At 70.1% G+C, this 19,239-nt stretch carries 13 protein-coding genes and 1 pseudogene; all 14 read right to left on the minus strand.

Features of this window, described 5'->3' with window-relative positions; genetic code table 11:
• A pseudogene (locus tag KUF83_RS34720) lies at nucleotides 1-519 on the minus strand (ribonuclease E/G); the annotation flags it as partial.
• Nucleotides 520-769: 250 nt separating this feature from the next.
• Nucleotides 770-1,567, minus strand: a complete 798-nt coding sequence (locus KUF83_RS34725) for a TIGR03936 family radical SAM-associated protein (protein WP_217459017.1) — start codon at nucleotides 1,565-1,567, stop codon at nucleotides 770-772.
• Between the two features lie 48 nt (nucleotides 1,568-1,615).
• Nucleotides 1,616-2,992 (minus strand): hypothetical protein, encoded by a 1,377-nt coding sequence (locus KUF83_RS34730; RefSeq protein ID WP_217459018.1) that lies wholly within the window; start codon nucleotides 2,990-2,992, stop codon nucleotides 1,616-1,618.
• Between the two features lie 102 nt (nucleotides 2,993-3,094).
• A complete protein-coding gene (locus KUF83_RS34735; RefSeq protein ID WP_217459019.1) occupies nucleotides 3,095-5,053 on the minus strand; it encodes a TIGR03960 family B12-binding radical SAM protein in 1,959 nt (652 codons plus the stop codon).
• Between the two features lie 141 nt (nucleotides 5,054-5,194).
• Complete coding sequence (locus KUF83_RS34740) at nucleotides 5,195-6,709, minus strand: CYTH and CHAD domain-containing protein (protein ID WP_217459020.1); 1,515 nt, start codon at nucleotides 6,707-6,709, stop codon at nucleotides 5,195-5,197.
• 121 nt (nucleotides 6,710-6,830) lie between these two features.
• On the minus strand, nucleotides 6,831-8,030 hold the full coding sequence (rodA, locus tag KUF83_RS34745) for a rod shape-determining protein RodA (RefSeq protein ID WP_217459021.1): 1,200 nt from the start codon (nucleotides 8,028-8,030) through the stop codon (nucleotides 6,831-6,833).
• Entirely contained in the window at nucleotides 8,027-10,282 is a 2,256-nt protein-coding gene (gene mrdA, locus KUF83_RS34750; protein WP_217459022.1) for a penicillin-binding protein 2, read from the minus strand. The genes rodA and mrdA overlap by 4 nt, the downstream gene beginning before the upstream one ends.
• 49 nt (nucleotides 10,283-10,331) lie before the next feature.
• On the minus strand, nucleotides 10,332-11,003 hold the full coding sequence (mreD, locus tag KUF83_RS34755; protein WP_217459023.1) for a rod shape-determining protein MreD: 672 nt from the start codon (nucleotides 11,001-11,003) through the stop codon (nucleotides 10,332-10,334).
• A 14-nt stretch (nucleotides 11,004-11,017) separates the two neighbouring features.
• Entirely contained in the window at nucleotides 11,018-11,971 is a 954-nt protein-coding gene (mreC, locus tag KUF83_RS34760; RefSeq protein ID WP_217459024.1) for a rod shape-determining protein MreC, read from the minus strand.
• Nucleotides 11,972-12,152: 181 nt separating this feature from the next.
• Nucleotides 12,153-13,172 carry a rod shape-determining protein gene (locus tag KUF83_RS34765; RefSeq protein WP_037747701.1) on the minus strand — a complete coding sequence of 340 codons (1,020 nt, stop codon included), beginning with the start codon at nucleotides 13,170-13,172 and terminating at the stop codon, nucleotides 12,153-12,155.
• Nucleotides 13,173-13,930: 758 nt separating this feature from the next.
• Nucleotides 13,931-14,344: a nucleoside-diphosphate kinase gene (gene ndk / locus KUF83_RS34770; protein ID WP_217459025.1), complete on the minus strand. Its 414-nt coding sequence runs from the start codon at nucleotides 14,342-14,344 to the stop codon at nucleotides 13,931-13,933.
• Nucleotides 14,345-14,549: 205 nt separating this feature from the next.
• The gene (locus tag KUF83_RS34775) at nucleotides 14,550-14,903 is read right to left on the minus strand and encodes a DUF4233 domain-containing protein (RefSeq protein ID WP_217459026.1); all 354 of its coding nucleotides are present in this window, start codon (nucleotides 14,901-14,903) and stop codon (nucleotides 14,550-14,552) included.
• A 3-nt stretch (nucleotides 14,904-14,906) separates the two neighbouring features.
• Complete coding sequence (locus KUF83_RS34780; protein ID WP_217459027.1) at nucleotides 14,907-16,430, minus strand: folylpolyglutamate synthase/dihydrofolate synthase family protein; 1,524 nt, start codon at nucleotides 16,428-16,430, stop codon at nucleotides 14,907-14,909.
• Nucleotides 16,431-16,543: 113 nt separating this feature from the next.
• The gene (locus KUF83_RS34785) at nucleotides 16,544-19,174 is read right to left on the minus strand and encodes a valine--tRNA ligase (protein WP_217459028.1); all 2,631 of its coding nucleotides are present in this window, start codon (nucleotides 19,172-19,174) and stop codon (nucleotides 16,544-16,546) included.
• Nucleotides 19,175-19,239 lie beyond the last annotated feature (65 nt).

Below are 19,239 nucleotides of genomic sequence, written 5' to 3' on the forward strand. Positions count from 1 at the left end.
CGTCTGCGGCGCACCCGCAGGGGCGGACGCCCGACGCGAGGCACGACGGCGACGCGGAGCCGGAGCAGCCTCGACCTCGGCCTCGGAGACGGCAGGCGCCTCCTCAACGACGGGCTCGGCGGCCGCGGGAGTCTCAACGGCCACCGGAGCAGCCTCGGCCTCAGCCGTCTGCGGCGCACCCGCAGGGGCGGACGCCCGACGCGAGGCACGACGGCGACGCGGAGCCGGAGCGGCTTCGGCGGCCGGCGCCTCGTCGGCAGCCTGGCCCGGGGCGGCCGCCCCGGTGGCCGCAGCCGCCTCTTCGGTCTCCTGCGCCTCTTCTGTCGCGAGGTCGGCGGAGGTCACAGCCGGTATGGCCGGCGCAGTGGTCTCGGCCTCGGCTGCACCCTCGGCGTTCGCCGAGGGTGGTCCCGCGGGGCGGGAAGCGGCACGACGGCGCCGGCGCGGCGGCAGCGTGTCGCTCGGGGTGCTGTTCTCGGAGCCCGTTGCGGACTCGGTGGGTTCGGTCGGCTCAAGCATGCGGGTGGATCTCCCGTCAGGCTCCCGGGCGCCGCAGATCCGGTGACGTCCGCGGCTCGCGCGATGCGCGGTGCCGCCGTCCGGGGGCGCGGGCGCCGCACGGGAGCTCTCTGTGTCCTGTCTCGCCGGTTCCGTACGCCCTGTGTGCGTACGGCCTGGCGAAAGTCTTCTGGTCGGTGCGCTGCCCGACCCAGGTGGCTCCCGGATACGAGGGCGGCGCTTCGACGTACGTCCCTACGCGGGACCTTCCTTACGCCGACGCCTTCGCGGCGGCAGAAGCGGTGTCCCCGGAAAACGCATTCGGGGCGGATGCTGCTGCCTCGCGGTCGGGCGCGAGCGGGTCGGTCACCGTGCCGGTCTCTTCATCGAACAGCCCCTGCGCCAGCCTGGTCACCGCTGCGGGGACCGGCGGCGCCAGGTCGGCCACAGCTCGGAGACCGGACAGAACGTCGTCGGGTCGAACGGCAGGCGTCACGTGCCGAACAACCAGCCGCAGTATCGCACAGGCCTGGTCGGTCGGCCTATCGGCCTGGGGACCGTGCGCCTCCGGCGGTGCGCTGTGCGCCTCCAGACCCGCGACGGCGCCGCGGGCGTCGAAGGTGCGCATGCCGTTCTTCGCCTTGCGCTGGACCTCGACGGTCTCGGCCGCCAGGAAGGCGTCGACCGCGCGCTCCGCGTCCTCGGGGGACACGCCGTCGAGACGCAGTTCCCACACGGACGCGGTGAGCCGGTCGGCGAGACCCGAGGTACGGGCCTCCACCGCGTCGATGATGTCGAGCCCGGTGGGCAGCGACTCGTCGAGGAGCTCGCGCAGTGTGTCGGGGTCGCGCGTGTCGGTGAGCGCGATCTCCAGGTACTCGGCCTCACTGCCCGTGCCGGTGGGTGCGGCATTGGCGTACGACACCTTCGGGTGCGGCGTGAACCCTGCCGAGTACGCCATGGGCACCTCGGCGCGGCGCAACGCGCGCTCGAAGGCACGCTGGAAGTCGCGGTGGCTGGTGAACCGGAGGCGGCCGCGCTTGGTGTAGCGCAGTCGGATGCGCTGCACCGCGGGTGCGGGCGGCGGGCCTTCGGGCTGTCGCTTGCCCAGTGTCGTTCAGTCCTTCGTGAGTGCGGTCGTACTGCTACCTAGAGTACGTGTCCCGGCGGCCGGCGGTTCCCGTCGGGAGCGGTCCGGCTCCGGCCGGACGGTCCCGGCGGGCTTGACCAGGCGTACCGGTACCGGTTCCGCCCGGGGTCCGGCCAGGGGCACCGGCTCGGGTTCGCGCGGGGCTCCGAAGAGCATGCGCCGGATGTCGGCCCTGGTCTGCCGTGCCGTCTCCCGGGCGCTCGCCAGGGCCTGCCGGGTGGTGCGGCCCACGCTGCGGGCGGCCTCCGCGGCGGGCCGCCAGACGGCATCCCGTACGAAGTGCCCCATCGGAGTGAACACGCTCCGGTACGCCCACCGCACCGGCTCGACGAAGATCCACCGGAAGAGTCGTCCGAGGAAGCGCCCGACGGCCAGCGACACGTACCCGGCGACCCGCCACGCGTGCCCCAGGGCCTCGCCGATCTCCCGCGCGACCACGGCGACACCCCGCCCGACCGGCGCGAGCACCCAGCGCCACAAGGCGACGAGGGGCACGACGAAGATCCACCGCAGGAGGGTCCCGATGACCATGGCGAGCCAGGACACCCCTGCCCAGACCCCCAGGCCCACCCATGAGACGCCGGTCCAGAGACCTCGGCCCAGCCATGTCATGCCGGCCCACAGTCCCCCGCCGATCCATGTCATGCCGGCCCACAACCCGCTGGAGGCCCACACGACACCGGCCCACAGCCCGCGGGCGGCCCAGGCGATGCCCCGGCCGGTCGGCGCGAGGAGAGCCCGGTACAGCCAGCCCGTGGGCGCGACCACCGACATACGCCACAGCCAGGCGCATCCGGCCCCGAGCCCCCGCAGCGCCCACACGACGCCGTGCCCGACAGGCGTCAGCACCCACGCGTACAGCCACCGGGCGGGGACGACGAGCAGTACGTGCCCGAGCCAGGCGAGCCCTCGCCTCACGGGCACCACCACGTAACGCCACAGCCCCACCCACGGCCAGACGAACACCAGTTTGCACAGCCACGTCAGCCCGTACCCGAGCCCGGTCAGCAGCCACGCGACGACGGTCGCGATGCCTTCGAGCAGCCACGCCGCGGCACGCCCGACCGGCGCGAACACCCACATGAACGCCCGGCCGAGCGGCCGGAACAGGATGTCGTTGAGGAACCGGCCGCCGACGACCAGCGCGTCCCACGCCATCCGGACGGGCACCACCAGCACGAACACCACGATCCGCACCGGAATGCGGATCGCGACGGCGAGACATCCGCCGGGAGCGGGGTCACCCCGCGGCGCGGGCGCGCGGGAGCCCGCGTACGGCTCCGGCGACGCGCGCACCCCGGGCGGCTCGGGTGACGCGGGCGGCGGTGACTTCTCCAGGTCCATGTCCACGAAGACGCGCGAGCGGCCCCAACGGATGCAGAGCCGCGGCTTTTGTCCCCGCCCGCCCCCCGGCTCGCCGCCGGCGGGGCCTGCGAAAGGCGTCGGTCAGTGCACGTGCCCGCTGACCGCCGGCTTCTTCACCGTCAGCGGCAGCAGCTTCTTGCCGGTCGGGCCGACCTGGATCTCCGTCTGCATCGCGGGGCACACGCCGCAGTCGAAGCAGGGCGTCCACCGGCAGTCGTCGACCTCGGTCTCGTCGAGCGCGTCCTGCCAGTCCTCCCAGAGCCAGTCCTTGTCGAGACCGGAGTCGAGGTGGTCCCAGGGGAGGACCTCCTCGTAGGTGCGCTCACGGGTGGTGTACCAGTCGACGTCCACCCCGAGGTCGGGGAGCGTCTTCTCGGCGCACTGCATCCAGCGGTCGTACGAGAAGTGCTCGCGCCAGCCGTCGAAGCGGCCGCCGTCCTCGTAGACGGCGCGGATGACGGAGCCGATGCGGCGGTCGCCGCGGGAGAGCAGGCCCTCGACGATGCCGGGCTTGCCGTCGTGGTAGCGGAAACCGATGGAGCGGCCGTACTTCTTGTCGCCGCGGATCTTGTCGCGGAGCTTCGTCAGGCGGGCGTCCGTCTCCTGCGCCGACAGCTGCGGGGCCCACTGGAACGGCGTGTGGGGCTTCGGGACGAAGCCGCCGATGGACACCGTGCAGCGGATGTCGTTCTGGCCGGAGGCCTTGCGGCCCTCGGCGATCACGTTCATCGCCATGTCCGCGATCTGGAGGACGTCCTCGTCGGTCTCCGTCGGCAGGCCGCACATGAAGTACAGCTTGACCTGGCGCCAGCCGTTGCCGTACGCCGTCGAGACCGTCCGGATGAGGTCGTCCTCCGAGACCATCTTGTTGATGACCTTGCGCATGCGCTCGGAGCCGCCCTCGGGGGCGAAGGTGAGACCCGAGCGACGGCCGTTGCGGGTCAGCTCGTTGGCCAGGTCCACGTTGAACGCGTCGACCCGGGTGGACGGGAGGGACAGACCGATCTTGTCCTCCTCGTACCGGTCCGCCAGGCCCTTGGCGAGGTCGCCGATCTCCGAGTGGTCCGCCGAGGAGAGGGAGAGCAGGCCCACCTCCTCGAAGCCCGTGGCCTTCAGGCCCTTCTCGACCATGTCGCCGATGCCCGTGATGGAGCGCTCACGGACCGGGCGGGTGATCATGCCCGCCTGGCAGAAGCGGCAGCCGCGCGTACAGCCGCGGAAGATCTCCACCGACATGCGCTCGTGGACCGTCTCCGCGAGCGGCACGAGGGGCTGCTTCGGGTAGGGCCACTCGTCCAGGTCCATGACCGTGTGCTTGGACACGCGCCACGGGACACCCGACCTGTTGGGGACGACGCGGGCAATACGGCCGTCGGGCAGGTACTCGACGTCGTAGAACGCCGGGATGTACACCGATCCGGTCCTCGCGAGGCGGAACAGGACCTCCTCGCGGCCGCCCGGCCTGCCCTCCGCCTTCCAGGCCCGGATGATCTCGGTCATGTCGAGCACGGCCTGCTCGCCGTCGCCGATGATCGCCGCGTCGATGAAGTCGGCGATCGGCTCGGGGTTGAACGCGGCGTGGCCGCCGGCCAGGACGATCGGGTCGTCGAGCGTGCGGTCCTTGGACTCCAGCGGGATGCCCGCCAGGTCCAGCGCCGTCAGCATGTTCGTGTAGCCCAGCTCCGTGGAGAAGGACAGGCCGAAGACGTCGAAGGCCTTGACCGGCCGGTGGCTGTCCACCGTGAACTGCGGGACGCCGTGCTCACGCATCAGCTCCTCGAGGTCCGGCCACACGCTGTACGTGCGCTCGGCGAGCACGCCCTCGCGCTCGTTCAGGACCTCGTAGAGGATCATGACGCCCTGGTTGGGCAGTCCGACCTCGTACGCGTCCGGGTACATGAGCGCCCAGCGGACGTCGCAGGCCTCCCAGGGCTTGACCGTGGAGTTGAGCTCTCCGCCGACGTACTGGATCGGCTTCTGCACATGCGGGAGCAGAGCTTCGAGCTGTGGAAACACGGACACAGCGGTTTCGGCAGGCATCTGGCGAACCTTCGTGAGCTGACGGGGGTGATCCTCAAGCGTAACGCGCCCGGAGGCACCCCCCGTCCGCCGTTCGGAGCAGGGCCCGCCGGGTTCCTCCCCGGCGGGCCCGGGCCGTGCCCGGGGCTCCTCGCGGGCCGCTCACAGGGCCGCTCTGCTCCTGACCGCCTCCCACGCCGCCGGCAGTCCGGCCTCCACCGCTGCGGCGGTCCGCTCCTCACGCCCGTACAGGACCCCGTAGGTGAAGCCGCTCTCCCCCGCCGTGTACGCCTCGGCCGCCAGGTCGAGCAGTGCCTCCCTGGTCATCACGCTGTCCTGGTGCTCGCCGAGCAGTCCTTGGAGGGACTTCATGTCGCTGACCAGGCGCTTCGCGGGTCCACCGAGTACGGCAGCGGCGAGCTCGGCCGCGTAACGGGTGCGCTTGGCCTTCTTGCGGGCCTCGTGGACGGCGAGGTCGCGGACTGTTCCGGTCGGCAGCTCCACGGCCCTGCCGACCAGCTCCGACAGCTTGTCGAAGTCCTTGCGCAGCGCCTTCGTGATCGCCTTGTCCGTGGTGCCCGCGGCGGCCTTCAGCAGGGGCGGCGTGGCGAGCAGGGAGTCGAGGGCGACGAGCAGGTCCAGGTAGCGTCCGCCGTCGAGGACCGCGATCAGCCGGCTCCGGGAGCCGGCCCGGCGGTCGTGCGCCCAGGTGTGCAGGCGTTCACGGACGGGCCCGGCGAGCAGCGGGGCCGGCAGTTCGTCGAGGGCCGCCGTCAGCCGTTCGGTGAGGACCTCCTGGTCGCGGTCGACGCCCAGCTCCCCCGCCAGCCACTTCAGTTCGTCGCGGATCGGGTCGGTGACGGCCCGGTCCAGGATGCTGCCGTACGAGCGGAAGGTGCCGCGCAGTCTGCGGGTGGCGACGCGCATGCTGTGCACCGCGTCGTGGACGTCCCGCCGGACGGCCGGGTCGAGTGCGACGATCGCGTCGCGCTGGGCCCGGACGTAGGCGAGGACGTGGTCGCCCGCGGTGACCGGCGCCGCCCCGACGACGGCCTTCCGGCGCGGTTTGCGGCCCGTCTCCTCCAGCGCCCTGGCCAGCTTGGAGGCGGACCTGGAGCGCGAGACTCCGGCTTTGCGCAGCTTCTTCTCGACCTTGTCGAGGAAGGCGGGGTCGCCGTCGTCCGCCAGCTCGACCTCGATCTCGGTCCAGGCGGTGGTGCCGTCGCCGCCGCTGAGCCGCTCGGCCCGTACGCGGTCGACGCTGATCTCGGCGAGCAGTCCCCCGGCGTCGTCGACGAGGTGGCGGACGTCGCGGGACGACAACAGCCGTACGACGGGGACGAGTTCGGCGTCGCGCACCCGGGAGCGGACGAGGGCGGTGAGGGCGTGGGGCACGGTGTCGGACAGCGGGGAGTGGATCTCGTCCCGTACGCCGTCGGACACCGGGAGTTTCAGGTGCCAGCCCGCGTCGTCGCCCCCGGTGCGGCGGCGCAGGGTGAGTGACGCGGCGGCGAGGCGCTGGTCGGCCGTGTCGTAGTAGGTCGCGTCCAGTTCGGCGACGCCCTTGTCGACGACGGCCGAGACGCCCCGGACACGCGTCAGGTCCGGCAGCTCCGACAGTCCGGTGTCCTCATCGGCTTCGTACTTACGCTCGATCTCCCGCTTGGTGTCCACCATGACCTGAATCTAGATGCCGTTCCCCGGGCCCCGTAAGGGGCGCGGGGAACGGCGCGCCCGGCCACGAACGACCTGCACGCAGAAATTCACCGCACCCCACCGGCGCAACCCAGTGGAACGGCTATGCCGACATCGGCCGCTGCACCCTGATCGACTGCAGCAGCCCGACCGCCACCCAGACCGCGAACATCGACGAACCTCCGTACGAGACGAAGGGCAGTGGCAGGCCCGCGACCGGCATGATGCCGAGGGTCATTCCGACGTTCTCGAAGGACTGGAAGGCGAACCAGGCGATGATCCCGGCGGCGACGATCGTGCCGTACAGCTCGGTCGTCTCGCGGGCGATGCGGCAGGCCCGCCACAGGACGACGCCCAGCAGGACCAGGATGAGTCCGGCGCCGACGAAGCCGAGTTCCTCGCCCGCGACCGTGAAGACGAAGTCGGTCTGCTGCTCGGGCACGAACTGGCCGGTGGTCTGCGAGCCCTTGCCGAGCCCCGTGCCGAACAGGCCTCCGGAGCCGATCGCGATCCGCGCCTGGTTGGTGTTGTAGCCGACGCCCGCCGGGTCCAGCTCGGGGTTGGCGAAGGCGGCGAAGCGGTTGATCTGGTACTCGTCGAGGATCTTGAGCTGCCAGACCGCGATGGCCCCGAGCGCGCCCGCGCCGATCAGGCCGAAGATCCAGCGGTTGGAGGCACCGGAGGCGAGCAGCACACCGAGCACGATGATGACCATGACCATGACCGAACCGAGGTCGGGCATGAGCAGGACGATCAGTATCGGTACGACGGCCAGGCCGAGCGCCTGGAGGACCGTGCGGTGGTCGGGGTGCGGCTTGTCGCCGGCGTCGACCCGGGCCGCGAGCAGCATCGCCATGCCCAGGATGATCGTGATCTTCACGAACTCGGAGGGCTGGAGCGAGAAGCCGCCGCCGATGACGATCCACGCGTGCGCGCCGTTGATGGTCGCGCCGAGCGGGGTCAGCACCAGCAGGACCAGGAAGACGGAGAGCCCGTACAGGATCGGCACGGCCGTGCGCAGGGTGCGGTGGCCGAGCCAGACCGTGCCGATCATCAGGGCGAAGCCGATGCCCGTGTTGAGCAGGTGCCGGAACAGGAAGTAGTACGGATCGCCCTGGTTGAGCTCGGTGCGGTTGCGGGTCGCCGAGTAGACGAGGGCCGCGCCGATCAGGGAGAGCGCGATGGCCGAGAACAGTATCGGCCAGTCGAGTCTGCGGGCCAGCGAGTCACGGGCGAACAGCCGTGTCCAGCCGGCTCGTTCGGGTCCGTATCCGGAGACGGAGAAGCCGTTCGCGCCGGTCATGCGATGGCCCTCCGCCTCTTCTTCGGGCGGGCCGAGCGCCTGCGGGTGTCGCGGTTGTTGCCGGCGTTCGGATCGCGCACCGTGGCGGCCGGGTCGTCGCCCGCCGGCTGCTGCTGCCCCTCCTCGGTGGCCTGCTCGTCCTTCTTCGGCGGGTACGCCTCGGCCTTCGGGGAGTCGATCGACCCGTCCTTCTCGATCTTCGGCAGGTCCTTCTGCGGCGTGTAGAGCAGGGCCTTCTTCTTGTCGATCGCGCCGTCCTCGGACACCCCGTACAGCGCGTTGTAGATCTTGCGCACGGCGGGGCCCGAGGCACCGGAACCCGTACCACCCTGGGAGATGGTCATGACGACCGTGTAGTCCTTGGTGTAGGTGGCGAACCACGAGGTCGTCTGCTTGCCGTAGACCTCGGCCGTACCCGTCTTGGCGTGCATCGGGATCTCGTCCTGCGGCCAGCCGCCGAACCTCCAGGCGGCCGTACCGCGGGTCGCGACTCCCGCGAGGGCACCGTCTATCTCGTCGCGGGTCTTCTGCGACATCGGCAGCTTGCCGTGCGACTTCGGCTTGATCTCCTGGACGGTCTTGCCGTCCGGGCTGATGATCGCCTTGCCGACGGTCGGGTCGTAGAGGGTGCCGCCGTTGGAGATCGCCCCGTAGATCGTCGCCATCTGGATCGGCGTGACGAGCGTGTCACCCTGTCCGATGGAGTAGTTCACGGAGTCACCGGCGCGCATCCTGTTGCCCTCGAGGCAGTTCTCGTACGCGATCTGCTGGGCGTACGAGCCGCCCTTCTTGCCGTACTTGCACCAGGCGTCCTTGTTGGCCTTCCAGTAGTCCTGCTTCCACTTGCGGTCGGGGACGCGGCCGGTGACCTCGTTCGGCAGGTCGATGCCGGTCTCCTTGCCGAGGCCGAACTGGTGGGCCGTCTTGTAGAACCAGTCCTTGGCGTTCTTGTTCGGCTTGATGCCGCCGTCCCGCTTCCACTCCTGGTGGGACAGGCTGTAGAAGACGGTGTCGCAGGAGACCTCCAGGGCGCGGCCGAGGCTGATCGGGCCGTACCCCTTGGACTCGAAGTTCTTGAAGACCTGGCCGCCGATGGAGTACGAACTGGCGCACTGGTAGGGGCCGTTGAAGGAGTAGCCGGCGTTGATCGCGGCAGCCGTCGGGACGACCTTGAAGATCGAGCCGGGGGCCGACTGGCCCTGGATCGCGCGGTTCAGGAGCGGGTAGTTGGAGTCCTTGCCGGTGAGCCGCGCGTAGTCCTTGCCGGAGATCCCGCCGACCCAGGCGTTCGGGTCGTACGACGGGTTGGACGCCATCGACACGACCCGGCCGGTCTTGTTCTCCATGACGACGACGGCACCGGAGTCGGCCTTGTAGTTCTCGCCGGTGTTCCTGTCGTGCACGTCGCGGGCGGCCTTCATCGCCTCGTTCAGCTCGTACTCGGCGACGCGCTGGACGCGGGAGTCGATGCTGGTGACGACGTTCGCGCCGGGCTCGGCCTCGTCGCTCTTGGCCTGCCCGATGACCCGGCCGAGGTTGTCGACCTCGTAGCGGGTGACGCCGGCCTTGCCGCGCAGTTCCTTGTCGTACTGGCGCTCCAGGCCGGACCGGCCGACCTGGTCGGAGCGCAGGTACGGCGAGTCGGTGTTCTCGGCCTTGGTGATCTCCTCGTCGGTGACGGGGGAGAGATAGCCGAGGACCTGCGCGGTGTTGGCCTTGCCGGGGGCGGCGTAGCGGCGGACGGCCTGCGGCTCCGCGGTGATGCCGGGGAAGTCCTCGGCGCGCTCGCGGATCTGCAGGGCCTGCTTGGGCGTGGCCTCGTCGGTGATCGGGATCGGCTGGTAGGGCGAGCCGTTCCAGCACGGCTGCGGCGTCTTCGAGTCGCACAGCCGGACCTTGTCCAGCACGTCCGTGGCCTTCATTCCGAGGACGGCGGCCAGCTTGGTGAGGACCGCGTCGCCGTCGTCCTTCATCTTCAGCAGGTCGGTGCGGGACGCGGAGACCACGAGCCGGGTCTCGTTGTCGGCGATCGGCACCCCGCGGGCGTCCAGGATCGAACCGCGCACGGCGGGGCTGACGACCTGTTGGACGTGGTTGCCGGAGGCCTCCTTGGCGTACTCCTCGCCGTTGCGGATCTGGAGGTACCAGAGGCGCCCGCCGAGGGTGCCGAGGAGGGACAGGACGAGGACCTGGATGACGACGAGCCGGATCTGGACCCGCGGGGTCCGGCCGGTCTCGGGAATATTGGTCACTGCTCCCCCTCCCTCGCCTCGTTCGGTGTGCTGTTGCCGGGCACCGCGCTCACAGCCGCTTGACTCCCTTGATGCGTCCCGCACGGGCCATCCGCGCCCTGGCGGCCTTCACCCTCAGTCCGCCGCGCTGGCTGCCGATGCGCAGGCCCGTGCCGGAGGACAGCCAGCCCGCGGTGACGTCGGCCGCCTTGCCTGCGCCGTTGGTCTCGGCGAGTGGATCGTTCTCCGCGCGTCTGGCCAGGGCCATGATCCCGGGGACCACGAACGGGGCGAGCAGCAGGTCGTACACGGCGGCGGTGAACAGCAGGCTGCTGAGGCCCACGTGGCGGGCGGTGGTGTCGCCGACGAGGCCGCCCACTCCCGCGTACAGCAGCGTGGAGCCGACCGCGGCGGCCACGACCACGGCCATGGGGCCCGTCGCCGACTTGAGCTGGCCGTTCTCGGGTTTGGCGAGTCCGGCGAGGTAGCCGATGACGCAGAGCACGAGGGCGTAGCGTCCGGCGGCGTGGTCGGCGGGCGGGGCCAGGTCGGCGAGCAGACCCGCGCCGAAGCCGACGAGGGCGCCGCCGACGTGGCCGTAGACCAGGGCGAGGCCGAGGACGGTGAGCAGCAGGAGGTCCGGTACGGCGCCCGGCAGGTGCAGCCGGGCGAGGACGCTGACCTGGACCACCAGGGCGACGATCACCAGCGTCGCGGAGAGCAGCATTCGGTTGAAGCGCATGGGGAATTCAGCTCCTACTGCTCTTGCTGCTCTTGCTGCAGGCCGTCGGCGGGCACGTCGCCCGAGGGCGTGACCGTCACGGTCACGGTCGGCGTGGGCGTGGGCTTCGGTTTGGGTGGCAGCACGTCGTCCCGTGGGTCCTTGCGCGGGGCCTGGACGACGACGCCGACGATGTCGAGCTTGGTGAAGGACACGTACGGCGTGACGTAGAGCGTGCGGGTCAGGTCGCCGCCGGAGGGGTCGACGCGGGACACCAGGCCCACGGGAACGCCGGGCACGAACGGCTTGTCCGCCTGGGAGCCGAAGGTGACGAGCCGGTCGCCCTTCTTGATCTTGGCCTTGCCGTTGAGCAGTTCCACGCGCAGCGGGCGGTCGCCCTGGCCGGAGGCGAAGCCGAGCTCGTCGGTGGACTCCATGCGCGTGCCGACGGTGAAGTCGGGGTCGTTGGCGAGCAGCACGGTGGCGGTGTTGGGCCCCACCGTGGTGACCCGCCCGACCAGCCCGTCTCCGTTGAGGACGGTCATGTCGCGCTTGATGCCGTCGTTCGCGCCGACGTCGATGGTGACGGTCCAGGAGAAGCCCTGGGCCGCTCCTATGGCGATGACCTCGGCGCCCTTGATGCCGTACTGGCCCGCGCCGGCCGTTCTGAGGATCTTGTCGAGCTGTTTGAGACGGCTGCGGTTGCGGTCGTCGCTGCCCAGCTTCGCCTTCAACCCGGCGTTGGCACGCTCGAGTTGGGCGATGCGGTCGTGGCGGTCGCCGGAGTCCTTCACGGCCTGGATCGCGTTGCCGACGGGGTTGACCGCGGACGACACCCCGTTCTCGATCGGGCCGAAGACGGTGGCGGCGGTCCGCCGGGCACCGTCGACCGGCGAGTCCTCGCCGCCGCGGATGTCCACCGTGATCAAGGCGAACGCGATGGCGATCAGCAGCACCAAGAGCAGCCGGCTCTCTCGTGTGTCCCTCACGTGCGGCGGCCGTGCCTTCCTCGTCGGAATTTCGTCTGTGACTCGTCCAGCAGGGTCCCGAAGAGCCCTGGAGCGCCCTGAAGGGCGGAACCCGCGAGTGTTGTGCGGAGCTTATGCCTCGATATCAACGATCCGCCGTACGAGAAGGGATCATCTCGTACGGCGGAATCGAAGAGTTACGTCATCTGCGCGGCTGGGCGTCCAGCACCTGCTGGAGCGCCTCGAACTCCTCCACGCACTTGCCGGAGCCGAGCGCCACGCTGTCCAGCGGGTCCTCGGCGATGTGGATCGGCATGCCCGTCTCGCGGCGCAGCCGCTCGTCGAGGCCACGCAGGAGTGCGCCACCGCCGGTCAGCACGATGCCGCGGTCCATGACGTCGCCGGACAGCTCCGGCGGGCACTTGTCGAGGGTGGTCTTGACCGCGTCGACGATGGCGTTGACGGGTTCCTCGATCGCCTTGCGGACTTCGGCGGCCGAGATGACGACGGTCTTGGGAAGCCCGGACACGAGGTCCCGGCCACGGATTTCGGTGTGTTCGTCATTGTCGAGGTCGTACGCGGAACCGATCGTGATCTTGATCTGCTCGGCCGTCCGCTCACCGAGAAGGAGCGAGTACTCCTTCTTGATGTGCTGGATGATCGCGTTGTCCAGCTCGTCGCCGGCCACGCGGATGGACTGTGCCGTGACGATTCCGCCGAGCGAGATGACCGCTACCTCGGTGGTGCCGCCACCGATGTCCACCACCATGTTGCCGGTCGCCTCGTGGACCGGCAGACCGGAGCCGATGGCCGCGGCCATGGGCTCCTCGATGATGTGCACCTGGCGGGCGCCGGCCTGGGACGACGCCTCGATGACGGCACGACGCTCGACGCCCGTGATGCCGGAGGGCACACAGACGACGACGCGAGGACGGGCAAGATAGCGCCGCTTGTGGATCTTCAGGATGAAGTAGCGGAGCATGCGCTCGGTGATCTCGAAGTCGGCGATGACACCGTCCTTCAGCGGGCGCACGGCAACGATGTTGCCCGGCGTCCGCCCGATCATCTTCTTCGCTTCCGCGCCGACCGCGAGAATGCCACCGGTGTTGGTGTTGATCGCGACGACGGACGGCTCGTTGAGTACGATCCCGCGACCCCTGACGTACACCAGCGTGTTGGCGGTCCCGAGGTCGACAGCCATGTCACGGCCGATGAACGACATTGAGTTCCCCATCAGGATTCGTCTGGCCTTCCCAAGTGGAGCTTTTGATGGCTTTTTAGGTCGGCGAGGGTGAGCGCTGTGACGTGAAGACTTCCATCGTAGTCTCGCCTGCACGAACACTGCGCGAGGGTCTTCGCCATTGTCACCAGATGACGCGCCGCCTCGCTCGTGGAGACGGGCGATCGGGGGAACGCGTTCCCCCGATCGCTCCGCATATGCCAGCGGACAGCCACCATTCTGCGCAGACCGCAGGTCAGACGCCTACCTGTCCGACAAGGCTTCAGAAGATTTTCGTACAGCCTAGGGGTGAGCCCCGTTCGGTCGAACACCGGGCCGCACTCAGGACCGGCCGGGACGGAACGGGCTCGCTCGGAGGCCGCGTGGGGCGGCCCTCAACGGCGGGCGCAGCCGCTTCCTGGGCCGGGTCGTACGGGCGCGTCGCGCGCGGTGACCAGCGGGGCGGTCCGGCACGAGGGGGCGCTGGGGCAGTCCGGCGTCTGTCTTCCCCCGGCCCTGCCGGGCGGGGCTCGGGGACCTGTCCGGGCCGAGCCCGGGCAGTGGCGCGGGGAGCGGCCCTGCGGCACAGCCCCGCGCGGGTCACCCGCCGGCGCCGTCCGGAAACGGGTCCCGGGCCGGCACACGGCGTCGGCGCCGTTCGGGTGATGCGTCCGGCCGACGGCGCGCCGTGGGCCGGAGCCGCTCCGATTCGCGTGCGTTCGCGTGAAACGGAGCAGTCCCGGCCTGTGTCACCGCGACCGCTACGCGAGGCCCGGGAAGAAGATCTTCAGCTCGCGCTCGGCCGACTCCTCGGAGTCGGAGGCGTGGATCAGGTTCTCGCGGACGATCACGCCGAAGTCACCGCGGATGGAGCCCGGGGCGGCGGCGATCGGGTCGGTCGGGCCCGCGAGTGCCCGTACGCCCTCGATGACACGCTCGCCCGTGACGACCAGCGCCACGACCGGGCCGGAAGCCATGAAGGCGACCAGCGGCTCGTAGAAGGGCTTGCCCTTGTGCTCTCCGTAGTGCTGCTCCAGCGTGTCCTGGTCCAGCGTGCGCAGCTCCAGCGCGGTGATCTGCCAGCCGGCCTTGCGCTCGATACGGCTGATGATCTCGCCGGTCAGGCCACGACGGACCGCGTCAGGCTTGAGAAGGACGAGGGTGCGCTGGCTCACGGTGGTGGCTCCTTCAGGTCACAGATGTGCGGATGACGAGGCTACAGGGCGTGTCCGGGTGCGTGTTACGCAGCGTCAGGTGTATACGGGCCGGAGAGGTCGAGGCACAGCCCCGTCCTTCAGGGGCGCGGGGAACTGCGTTCAGAGGCGCGGGCAACTTCGCGACCGGCCACACCCCGCCCGCACCCGACAACCGGAGTCACCCCTACGCCGTGTTGCCCCCGGCCTCGGCCTGCGCGGCGAACCGCGCCTTCGCCTCCTCCACCTTGCGTCCGTAGTGGACCGAGGCCCACCACAGCGCGGCGAAAACGGCCCCCAGGAAGAACATCACCGGCACCACGAACCCGCTCGCGATCAGCGCGATCTGCAGGGCCCAGCCGAGCTGGACACCTCCCGGCCGCGTGATCATCCCGCACAGCAGCAGGCACAGCACCATCGTGATCCCGCACACCGTCCAGACCGTGGCCATGGACAGATCGGGGTCCTTCATCGCCACGAGCCCGGCGAACCCGATGACGAAGAACTCACCGATCAGCGTCGAAGCACAGAGCGTACGCACGGTTCAGCCCCTCCCCAGCAGCAGCCGGGCCTCGCCGACCGTGATGACGGAACCGGTCACGAGGACACCACCGCCCGCGTACTCGGCCTCCTCCTCGGCCAGCGTGATCGCGGCCTCCAGCGCGTCGTCCAGCCGGGGCTCGACCTGCACGCGGTCCTCCCCGAACACCTCGACGGCGACAGCGGCGAGCGTGTCCGCGTCCATCGCCCGATGGCTGGAGTTCTGCGTGACCACGACCTCGGTGAAGATCGGCTCGAAGGCCTCCAGCAGCCCTCGTACGTTCTTGTCCTCGCTCGCTCCGACGATCCCGATCAGCCGGCTGAAGTCGAAGACCTCACGGATCCCCTCGGCGGTCGCCCGGGCGCCCGCCGGATTGTGTGCGGCATCCAGGACGACGGTCGGCGACCGGCGCACGACCTCCAGCCTGCCCGGCGAGGCGACCGCCGCGAAGGCCTTGCGGACCGTGTCGATGTCGAGCGGCTCCGGCCGCTGCGACCCGACGCCGAAGAACGCCTCCACGGCGGCGAGCGCCACCGCGGCGTTGTGCGCCTGGTACGCCCCGTGCAGCGGGATGTACACCTCTTCGTACTCCCCGCCGAGACCGCGGAGCGTCAGCAGCTGCCCGCCGACGGCGACCTGGCGGCTCACGACGCCGAACTCGAGCCCCTCGCGGGCGACTGTGGCATCGACCTCGACGGCCTTCTTGAGCAACACCTGGGCGGCGTCGACGGGCTGCTGGGCCAGGATCACCGTCGCGTCCTGCTTGACGATCCCGGCCTTCTCCGTGGCGATCTCCCCCGGGGTCGTACCGAGCCGGTCCGTGTGGTCCAGATCGATGGGGGTCACCACGGCGACATCGCCGTCGATCACGTTCGTGGCGTCCCAGCTGCCGCCCATCCCGACCTCGACGACGGCCACGTCGACGGGCGTGTCCGCGAAGGCCGCGTACGCCATGCCCGTGAGCACCTCGAAGAAGGAGAGGCGGAACTCCTGCCGGGAGTCGACCATCTCGACGTACGGCTGGATGTCCCGGTACGTCTCCACGAACCGCTCGGCGGAGATCGCCGCCCCGTCCAGGCTGATCCGCTCGGTGATCGACTGGACGTGCGGCGAGGTGTACCGCCCGGTGCGCAGGTCGAAGGCGCTGAGCAGCGCCTCGATCATGCGGGCCGTGGACGTCTTGCCGTTCGTCCCCGTGATGTGGATCGAGGGGTACGCCCGCTGCGGCTCGCCGAGCACGTCCATGAGCGCGGCGATCCGGCTCACGGACGGCTCCAGCTTGGTCTCGCCCCACCGTGTGGCGAGCTCGGCCTCCACCTCGCGCAGCGCCTTGTCGGTCTCCGGGTCGCCCGGGCGACCGGGGATGTCGGACTGCGGCGGTCCGCCCTGCGTGCGCAGGGTGCGGCTGCCGGCCTCGATCACGGCGAGATCGGGATCGCGCTCCGTCTCCGCCTCGACGATCTCGTCGAACGGATCCGAGGCGTCGTACGGGTCGGACTCACTGCTGTCGTGCGGGAGCTCACTCACGCCCCCCAGTCTACGGAGCCCCGCGCCCCTGGGAGGGCGCAGCCCTAGTCAGGGGCGCGGGGAACTGCGCGACAGGCCACGACGGGCCGGCAGCCGACAACGGCGTGTGCCGCCTACGCCTGCGGCAGCCCTTCCAGCTGGGTCCGGATGCGGGCGATGTCCTCGTCGGCCTTGGCGAGCCGCGTGCGGATCTTCTCCACGACCTGGTCCGGGGCCTTGGCGAGGAACGCCTCGTTGCCGAGCTTGCCGTTCGCCTGGGCCTTCTCCTTCTCGGCGGCGGCCAGGTCCTTGGCAAGCCGCTTGCGCTCGGCCGCCACGTCGATCGTGCCGGAGAGGTCGAGCGCGACCTGCGTGCCCGCGACCGGCAGGGTCGCCGTCGCCGTGAAGGCGTCGCCCTCGGGCTGGAGGCGCAGCAGCTGACGGATGGCCGCCTCGTGCGGGGCGAGGGCGGTCCCGTCGAGGGTCAGCCTGGCCGGGACCCGCTGGCCGGGCTGCAGCCCCTGGTCGGCACGGAAGCGGCGGACCTCCGTGATGACCTGCTGAAGCGCCTCGATCTCCCGCTCGGCGCCGCTGTCGCGGAAGCCACTGTCCTTCGGCCAGTCCGCGATCACGACCGACTCGCCACCCGTGAGGGTCGTCCAGAGCGTCTCCGTGACGAACGGGACGACCGGGTGCAGCAGCCGCAGCGTGACGTCCAGGACCTCGCCGAGGACCCGCTTGCTGACCTCCGCGGCCGGGCCGCCCGCCATGAACGTCGTCTTCGACAGTTCGACGTACCAGTCGAAGACCTCACCCCACGCGAAGTGGAACAGGGTGTCGGAGAGCTTCGCGAACTGGAAGTCGTCGTAGAAGGCGTCCACTTCGGCGACCGTCTTGTTGAGACGGGAGAGGATCCACCGGTCCGTCGCCGACATCTCGGACGGGTCGGGAAGCGGCCCCTCGACCGTCGCGCCGTTCATCAGGGCGAACCGCGTCGCGTTCCAGATCTTGTTGGCGAAGTTGCGGGAGGCCTGGACCCAGTCCTCGCCGATCGGCACGTCCGTACCGGGGTTGGCGCCACGGGCCAGGGTGAAGCGGACGGCGTCGGAGCCGTACGCGTCCATCCAGTCGAGCGGGTCGACGACGTTGCCGAACGACTTCGACATCTTCTTGCCGCGCTCGTCACGGACCAGACCGGTCAGGGCGATGGTCTTGAAGGGGACCTCGCCGTCCATCGCGTACAGACCGAACATCATCATCCGGGCGACCCAGAAGAAGATGATGTCGTGGCCGGTGAGCAGGACGTCGGTCGGGTAGAACTTCTTGAGGTCCGGGGTCTGTTCGGGCCAGCCGAGCGTGGAGAACGGCCACAGGCCGGACGAGAACCACGTGTCGAGGACGTCGGTGTCCTGCCGCCATCCCTCGGCCTCCGTGCCGGGCGGCTGCTCGTCGGGGCCGACGCAGACCGTCTCGCCGCCCGGGCCGTACCAGATCGGGATCCGGTGGCCCCACCACAGCTGACGCGAGATGTTCCAGTCGTTGAGGTTGTCGACCCAGTCGAAGTACCGCTTCGACATGTCCTCGGGGTGGATCTTCACCCGGCCGTCGCGGACCGCGTCACCGGCGGCCTGCGCGAGCGGGCCGACCTTGACCCACCACTGCAGGGACTGCCGCGGCTCGATGGTGGTGCCGCAGCGCGAGCAGTGTCCGACGCTGTGGACGTACGGACGCTTCTCGGCGACGATCCGGCCCTGCGAACGCAGCGCGGCGACGACGGCGGAGCGCGCCTCGTAGCGGTCGAGTCCCTCGAAGGGGCCGTGGACGGTGATGATCGCCCGCTCGTCCATGATCGTGAGCGACTCCAGGCCGTGGCGCTGCCCGATGGCGAAGTCGTTCGGGTCGTGGGCGGGGGTGACCTTGACGGCACCCGTGCCGAACTCGGGGTCGACGTGCGTGTCCGCCACGACCGGGATGGTGCGGTCGGTCAGCGGGAGCTTGATGCGCTTGCCGACGAGGTGCCGGTAGCGCTCGTCGTCGGGGTGGACGGCGACGGCGGTGTCACCGAGCATCGTCTCGGCACGCGTGGTGGCGACGACGAGCGTCTCGTCACCCTCGCCGTACTTGATGGAGACGAGCTCGCCGTCGTCCTCCTGGTAGTTCACCTCGATGTCGGAGATGGCCGTCAGACAGCGCGGGCACCAGTTGATGATGCGCTCGGCCCGATAGATCAGCTCGTCGTCGTACAGCTTCTTGAAGATGGTCTGGACGGCTTTGGACAGGCCCTCGTCCATGGTGAACCGCTCGCGGTCCCAGTCGACGCCGTCGCCCAGGCGCCGCATCTGCCCGAGGATCTTGCCGCCGTACTCCTCCTTCCACTGCCAGACGCGCTCGACGAAGTCCTCGCGCCCGAGGTCGTGCCGCGACTTGCCCTCCTCGGCGAGCTGCTGCTCGACCTTGTTCTGCGTGGCGATACCCGCGTGGTCCATGCCGGGCAGCCACAGCGCCTCGTACCCCTGCATGCGCTTGCGCCTGGTCAGCGCGTCCATCAGCGTGTGCTGGAAGGCGTGGCCCAGGTGGAGGCTGCCGGTGACGTTCGGCGGCGGGATGACGATGGTGTACGGAGGTTTGTCGCTGTTCGCGTCGGCGGTGAAGTAACCCCGTTCGACCCAGCGCTCGTACAGCTTCCCCTCTACCTCGGCCGGCGCGTACTGGGTCGGCAGTTCGGGGGTGTTGGCTGGCGGCTGCTGCTGAGCGTTGTCGGTCACCCACCCAGTTTAGAGGTGTCACAGGCTCGCTCTGAAACTCGATTACTTGGTAACGGTGAGAGCCC

It is taken from the genome of Streptomyces sp. BV286 (assembly GCF_019090165.1).
Taxonomy (GTDB): Bacteria; Actinomycetota; Actinomycetes; order Streptomycetales; family Streptomycetaceae; genus Streptomyces.

What these genes read in the sequence shown, in the direction of transcription:
- KUF83_RS34730 (WP_217459018.1), bottom strand. Translation starts at nt 2,992, where the DNA reads ATGGACCTGGAGAAGTCACCGCCGCCCGCGTCACCCGAGCCGCCCGGG.
- KUF83_RS34735 (WP_217459019.1), bottom strand. Translation starts at nt 5,053, where the DNA reads ATGCCTGCCGAAACCGCTGTGTCCGTGTTTCCACAGCTCGAAGCTCTG.
- KUF83_RS34740 (WP_217459020.1), bottom strand. Translation starts at nt 6,709, where the DNA reads ATGGTGGACACCAAGCGGGAGATCGAGCGTAAGTACGAAGCCGATGAG.
- rodA (WP_217459021.1), bottom strand. Translation starts at nt 8,030, where the DNA reads ATGACCGGCGCGAACGGCTTCTCCGTCTCCGGATACGGACCCGAACGA.
- mreD (WP_217459023.1), bottom strand. Translation starts at nt 11,003, where the DNA reads ATGCGCTTCAACCGAATGCTGCTCTCCGCGACGCTGGTGATCGTCGCC.
- KUF83_RS34765 (WP_037747701.1), bottom strand. Translation starts at nt 13,172, where the DNA reads ATGTCGTTCATCGGCCGTGACATGGCTGTCGACCTCGGGACCGCCAAC.